This is a genomic window from Kitasatospora sp. NPDC059571, assembly GCF_042735675.1.
GTDB lineage: Bacteria > Actinomycetota > Actinomycetes > Streptomycetales > Streptomycetaceae > Kitasatospora.
Map to the genome: position 1 here is coordinate 1 of NZ_JBHWBW010000472.1, position 6,224 is coordinate 6,224.

Sequence of the window (6,224 nt, forward strand, 5' to 3'; positions counted from 1 at the left end):
CCAACCCCCAACCCACCCACTTGTGGGGGGTTGTTTTTTTAAAAAACCCCCCCCCCCCCCCGCGGGGCCCGGGGGGGGGGGGCCCGGGGCCCCGGAGGGCGGGGTGGTCGGGTGCGGTCAGCGGGTCGGGCGGCCGCCGTGGGGCGGTGCGGCGCCGGGGTGGTGGTGTTCGGCGGCCGAGGCCTGTTCCTGGAGCAGGGCGGAGATCTGGTTGACGTCGTCGAAGATGCCGATGAAGCTCGTCAGGTCGGGGCTGGACGCGCCGGTGACGCCGATGTAGAAGAGGTGCAGGCGGCCGCTGTCGGTCTGCAGGTAGCCGGCCTCCTCCTGGGCACCGACCTCGATCTGCTGGTTGAGCCGGTCGAGGCCCAGGACGGTGCCGGGCTTGGCGAAGACCTTGCCCTTGGCCGGGCAGTCGGTGGTGCAGGAGATCCCGTTGCTGCCGTCGACGCCCAGGATCGGCAGGGAGAGCCGGAAGGCCTCCGCGTCGGGTGTGCGGAGCCAGTAGGCGAGGATCTGGTCGAGGCCGATCGGGGTGGCCCGGTCGGACGCCACACCGCCGCGCCCGTCGGCGAGCTGGAACTGCGTGGGGTCGACGTGGGCGACGTCGGTGAGGAAGGCGTGCTCGATGCCGAAGGCGTCGAAGCAGTCGCCGCTGCCCCGTGCGACGGCCATGTTGCACAGGGCCAGGTTGGCGCCGAGGTTGTGGCTGACCTTCAGGATCAGCTTGGCGTACTGGCTGTACGGCGGGGAGACGTACGCGGCCACCTGCGGGTCACCGGCGTAGGAGGCGGGCAGCGCTTCCTGCGGGTTGGGTCCGGTGGGGTCGGCGCTGACGGTGACGCCGGCGCGGGCGAGGGCTTCGATCAGCGCGGTGCGGCCGAAGGCGTTCGGGTCCTGGACGGGGGAGACCTTCAGCAGGGGCTCGGAGCCGGCGGCGATCGTGCCGGACAGGGCGATCCGGGTGCCGTCGGGGGATGCGGAGACCTGGTTGTTCGTCGCCCCGCCGGCCGCGACCGTCCGGACGGTGGAGGTGACCTGGTAGGGGGCGACCTGCGGGCGCCAGAACAGCTTGGCGGGCTGCCCGGGCGAGGTGGGGGTGGTGAGCAGGTCGATGAGGTTGTCGTTGATGATCATCGGGGTGGGCTGCGGGTCCAGCGCCGGGGGCGTGAACAGCCGGGGGTCGACGATCACGTTGCCGTTGACCCGGGTGATGCCCGAGTCGTGCACCTGTCGGGCGATCTGGTTCAGGCCGGCGAGCGGGTTCTCGGGGGTGAGGCTGGCGCCGGGCAGGCTGGCCTCGGTGTGGTCGATGTCCGTGTAGTCCACCGAGCCGTCGGGCTTGGTGCGCCCGCCCATCGTCAGGTCGCCCTGGGCGACGAGCGCCAGGTTCCCGTTGAGCGTCGACCCGTTGCGCGAGCCGGTGGCCATCACGGGGGTGGTGAAGCGGTGGTCGGGGCCCAGCGTGTGCCAGGCGGAGGAGATGGTGACCAGTTTGGTGGTCGAGCCGGGGATGAAGAACTGGTTCGCGAACCGGGAGTGGATCACCTTCCCGCTCGCGGCGTCGATCTCCAGCACGCCCCACTGCGCGTGCTCGTAGCCGGGCTTGTGCATGATCGCCTCGATGGCGGACCCGAGGTCGTCGTCGTGCGCCGCCGCTGCGGGGCCGGCGACGGCTGTGGCCGCCACGGCCGCGAGTGTCGCGGCGGCGGCGGCACAGGCCCGCAGCCGGCCACGGATCGTCGCTCTCATGCGTTCCGCCGTTTCTGGGACCGAGGAGCCCCGGGTCGAGCCGGCCCCGGTCGGCCCGGGGCGTGGCGGCCCGCCTCGCGCGGGCCGGCGGGCACCCGGGCCGTCGTCGCCCCGGGCGCCCACGGCGGCATCGTAAGGACCCGAACTGCACATATCCCGCTACCGGTAGGACTGCTGGCGGTGCGTGGGAGGAATGTCATCCGGTCGGACGATCGCAGCGCCCGCGGCCGTGCGCCGGTCCGCTCCGGACCTTCGGGCCCGCGTGCCCGGCCCGCGTGCCCCGGCCGGCTAGGGGCGGGTGCGGACGGCGGTCCGAGGCGGTCGACGGGGATCGGCGGGGATCGGCGGCCCCCTCCCCGGGCGGAGGGCGGGCCCTGTGCCATCCCTGCGGCGGAGGCCGGGGTGCATCCCTGCGGCCGAGGTACGGGGGTCCGGCGGGACGGAGGCTGGGGGTACTCCGGGTGGCCGGCCGAGGCGACCCGCACGTGGAAGGGCGCACCATGCCTGACAACTCCGTGATCCGCGGCCGCCGCACCGGCGGCCGCCGCACTGCCGCCGTCGGCGCCGCGCTCGCCGCCGGTTTGTTCGTGGCGAGTCCCGCCGCGCACGCGATCGCCTCGGTGGCCCATCCCGCCGGGGCGTCGGCCCGGGCCGGGGCCGAGGCGCAGCGGCTGACCCCGGAGGTGCGCGCCCGGCTGGACCGGGCCGTCACCGCGGTCATGAAGCAGACCGGCGTGCCCGGGGCCGTGGTGAGCCTGTCGATCCCCGGCAAGGGCGACTACACGCGGTCCTTCGGGGTCGCCGACCGGGCCACCGGGACCCCGCTCGCCGGCAACATCGCCATGCGGGTGGGCAGCCTCACCAAGACCTTCACCGCCACCGCCGTGCTGCAACTGGTGGACCGGCACCGGGTGCACCTGGACGACCCGGTCGCCCGGTACGCGCCGGGCGTCCCGCAGGGCGACCGGATCACCCTGCGGCACCTGCTGGAGATGCGCAGCGGCCTGTTCGACTACATGCTCGACGACGACCTGGGGCGGGCCTGGGCGGCCGACCCGCACCGGCAGTGGACCGCCGAGCAGGTGCTCCCGTACGCCTTCCGGCACCCCGCCGCCGCTCCCGGCACGGAGTACCACTACTCCAACACCAACTACGCGCTGCTCGGGCTGGTGGTGGAGAAGGCGAGCGGCCGGCCGCTGGGCAGCTACCTCCAGCAGCACGTGATCGCGCCGGCGGGGCTGCGGCACACCTTCTACCCCGAGGGCGCGGAGTTCCCGGCGCCGCACGCGCACGGCTACACCGACCAGACCGCCGACGGCTCGGTCGGGGACGCCACGGACTGGAACCCGTCGATCGGCGGCGCCGCCGGGGCCATGGTCTCGAACGTGTCCGACCTCCGGCAGTGGGCCCGGGTGGTCGCCGAGGGCACCCTGCTCTCGCCGGCGGCCCAGGCACAGCGGACGGCGTTCCTGCCGACCGGCGTCGAGGGCGCCGGGTACGGCCTGGGAGTCTTCGACAACCACGGCTGGATCGGCCACAACGGCTCCCTCCCCGGCTACCAGACGGTGGCGGTGTACCTCCCGCAGGCCGGGGCCACCCTGGTGCTGCACACCACCACGGACATCCGCTACCAGGGCATCTCGCCGAGCACCCTGCTCGCCAAGGCGGTCACCGAGGTCGTGACGCCGCAGCACGTCTACGACCTCAAGCCCCCCAAGCCGGCCCCGGCCCCGAGCCCGTCCCAGGTGCCCGCCCGGGTGCCGAACCAGGCGCCCGCCCCGGCCGCAACGCCCACCGGGCACTGAGCGGCATCCGGGGGCGGCCCGTCCGCGGGCGCCCCCGGACGGCTACGATCCGGCCGGGACGATCACCGCCGAGCGAGGGGGCCACCGTGACACCGGCCGTGCTGACCGGGGCGCTGGTGCGCCTGCGCGAGCTGCGCGAGGAGGACCTCGACCGCCTCGTCGCCTGGTGGAACGACCCGGCCACCGCCGTACGGCAGGTCACCGGGCCGGCCCACCCGCGGCCCGCCGCCGAGGTCGCCGCGATGTTCTGGACGTGGAGTCAGAACGCCGGGTGCAACCTCGGGCTGTCCGTGGTCACCCGCGACGAGGGCGAGCTGGTCGGGCACGTCACCCTGTACGGTGCCGACCCGAAGGACCGCTGCGCGACCCTCGCCGTTCTCGTCGGCGCCCCGCACCAGGGCCGGGGTCTGGGCACGGACGCCGTGCGCACCCTGGTCGACCACGGCTTCACCGAGCTCGGCCTGCACCGGATCGAACTGACCGTCAACGGCGACAACGCGCCCGCGCTCGCGGCCTACCGCCGGGCCGGGTTCACCGAGGAGGGCCGCCGCCGCGAGGCGGTGTTCCGGCACGGCCGCTGGCACGACCACGTCCAGATGGGCATCCTCGACCGCGAGCACCGGGAGCGCCCGGAGCGCCGGTAATTCGCTCGCACCGGCCCGGCCGCCCTCCCTACGATCGTGGCATCAACGAGCGTTGAGCGCTGGGACGCAAGCGGGGCTGTAACCCCTGCTCCTTCGGGATGGCGAGGTTCGATTCCTCGGCGACGCACTGGTTCGTAGCTCAGCCCGGCCAGAGCAGCCGTCTCCAAAGCGGCGTGTCGCAGGTTCGAATCCTGCCGGACCAGCAAGAGACCTCGCGGGAGGGTCAGGGGGAGGCCTTCCCGGCGAGGTAGTCCTCCCAGGTGCGGCGGCCCACCGCCCGCCCGGGGGCCGTGAGCGCGCCCGCGCGCAGGCCGGCGCCGATCCGGCCCGGCAGCGGGAGGGCCAGTACGGGCCGGCGCTTGCCCGCCGCCCGCAGCCAGTCCCTGGCCAGGGCGTCCAGCGGGTGCACCGCGGGCCCGGCCAGGTCGGGCACCCGGCCCGCCGGTCCGCCCAGGGCCAGTTCCACCAGCCGGTCCGCCACCTCACCCTGGTCGACGGGCTGGCAGAGCGCCCCCGCCGGAACCGGGACGACCGGCAGCCGGGAGAGCAGCCCGAAGGCCCTGTCCAGCAGTTCGGGGAACTGGGTCGCCCGCAGGGTCGTCCAGCCGATGCCCGAGGTCGCGAGCAGCCGCTCGCCCTCCAGCTTGATCCGGTAGTAGCCCACCGGCAGCCGGTCGACGCCGACGATCGAGATGTTGACGAGGTGTCCGACCCCGGCCCGCCCGGCCGCGGCCAGCAGGTGTTCCAGGCCGGGGACGTCGTTCTTCGGGTGCCGGGTGTCGCTGGCGCAGTGGATGACCGTGCCGACCCCGGCGAGTGCCTCGTCCAGGCCCGCGCCGGTGGTCAGGTCGGCGGTGTACCAGGCGACCTGCGCGTCGTCCGGCCGCGCGGCGCGGCGGGTCGTGGCCCGCAGCGGGCGACCGGTGCGGCGGGCCCGCTCCAGCACCTCGCGTCCGAGCACGCCGGTCGCGCCGGTCACCAGGATCGTGTCGTTCTTCATCGGCCGCAGCCCTTCCGGTCGCCGTCGCCGACGAGGACCGGCGACCCGCGCGTTCTGTCACAGCATCCCCGGGACCCGGCCGCCGGGAGGGCCGGCCCGTCCGGGTTTCGTACGATACGGACGGCAGCGGTGCCGCGCTCGCCGGACGGCCCGGGCGCCGTCAGACCAGGCGCTGCAGATAGCCGTTGTCGACCAGCCACATCACGTTGATCTTCGTGGGAGCGCCGGACACCAGCGCGCCGTCGAGCTGGTACTGCAGGCCGAGGCCGGGCTGGGCGAACCACGGGGCGATCGGGCCGGAGTGCACTGCGAACGGCTTCAGCACCCGGTAGTCGTGGTAGTTGCAGCCCGCGGCCGGGGTGCCGTCCAGGCTCTGCGGCGGGATCGACCGGGAGGCGTACGGCAGGCCCTCCGGGGCCAGGAAGCTGCCGTACTCGCTGCCGTAGCGGTCGATGTCCTGGCCGGGGACGAGGGTGGCGGTGAACTCGATCGGGGTCCCGTCCGGGCGCCGGACATAGCCGTCGGCGGGCGGGTAGATCCAGCCCGGGGAGCCGGAGTTGGCGGTCGGGCCGTAGTACGTGGCGAGGAACTGCTGCTCGCCGAGCCCGCCGGTGCGCCGGTAGCCGAACAGCTCGCGGCCGACCGGCCCGGCCGTCGGCAGGTCCTCGGGGCCGAGCCGCGGGTCGCCGTCGTGGAAGGCGGCCGAGCACTCGGTGGCCGGGGTCGTCCGGGCCGGGGCCGGCGCGGTGGCCGCGGGCGCGGCGGAGGCGGCGGGCACGGCGGGCCCGACCAGCGCGGCGGCCGCGACGATCGGGGCGAGGAGCAGGCGCAGGCGCACGGTCTCTCCGTGGGGAGGCGGGGGAGCCGGAGGTCACCCTCCGTGCTCGTGACGTGACCAAGGCAAGCCGATCCGTGATGGTCCGTCAACTCTCCGTGGGGATCGTGTCGCCGCCGCGCGGCGGGGCACGCCGGTCGGTCGGCGGGCATGCCGGAGGGGGGCCCCCCCCCCCGGGGGGGCCCCCC

At 74.9% G+C, this 6,224-nt stretch carries 5 protein-coding genes and 1 tRNA gene; 3 read left to right on the forward strand and 3 right to left on the reverse strand.

Annotated elements, in window-relative coordinates; genetic code table 11:
• Positions 1 to 117: 117 nt before the first annotated feature.
• The gene (gene dacB, locus ACFV0G_RS33175) at positions 118 to 1,689 is read right to left on the reverse strand and encodes a D-alanyl-D-alanine carboxypeptidase/D-alanyl-D-alanine-endopeptidase (RefSeq protein ID WP_380556025.1); all 1,572 of its coding nucleotides are present in this window, start codon (positions 1,687 to 1,689) and stop codon (positions 118 to 120) included.
• A 563-nt stretch (positions 1,690 to 2,252) separates the two neighbouring features.
• Between dacB and ACFV0G_RS33180 the strand changes: the two genes are divergently transcribed.
• From ACFV0G_RS33180 to ACFV0G_RS33190, 3 genes are all read left to right on the forward strand, one after another.
• Positions 2,253 to 3,557: a serine hydrolase domain-containing protein gene (locus ACFV0G_RS33180; protein WP_380556027.1), complete on the forward strand. Its 1,305-nt coding sequence runs from the start codon at positions 2,253 to 2,255 to the stop codon at positions 3,555 to 3,557.
• Positions 3,558 to 3,643: 86 nt separating this feature from the next.
• Positions 3,644 to 4,201, forward strand: coding sequence for a GNAT family N-acetyltransferase (locus tag ACFV0G_RS33185; protein WP_380556029.1), 558 nt, complete (start codon positions 3,644 to 3,646; stop codon positions 4,199 to 4,201).
• 128 nt (positions 4,202 to 4,329) lie between these two features.
• Positions 4,330 to 4,404, forward strand: a tRNA-Trp gene (locus tag ACFV0G_RS33190).
• A 20-nt stretch (positions 4,405 to 4,424) separates the two neighbouring features.
• Here ACFV0G_RS33190 and ACFV0G_RS33195 read toward each other — a convergent pair.
• A complete protein-coding gene (locus tag ACFV0G_RS33195) occupies positions 4,425 to 5,201 on the reverse strand; it encodes an SDR family oxidoreductase (RefSeq protein ID WP_380556031.1) in 777 nt (258 codons plus the stop codon).
• A 160-nt stretch (positions 5,202 to 5,361) separates the two neighbouring features.
• On the reverse strand, positions 5,362 to 6,039 hold the full coding sequence (locus ACFV0G_RS33200) for a TNT domain-containing protein (RefSeq protein ID WP_380556033.1): 678 nt from the start codon (positions 6,037 to 6,039) through the stop codon (positions 5,362 to 5,364).
• Positions 6,040 to 6,224: the final 185 nt, after the last annotated feature.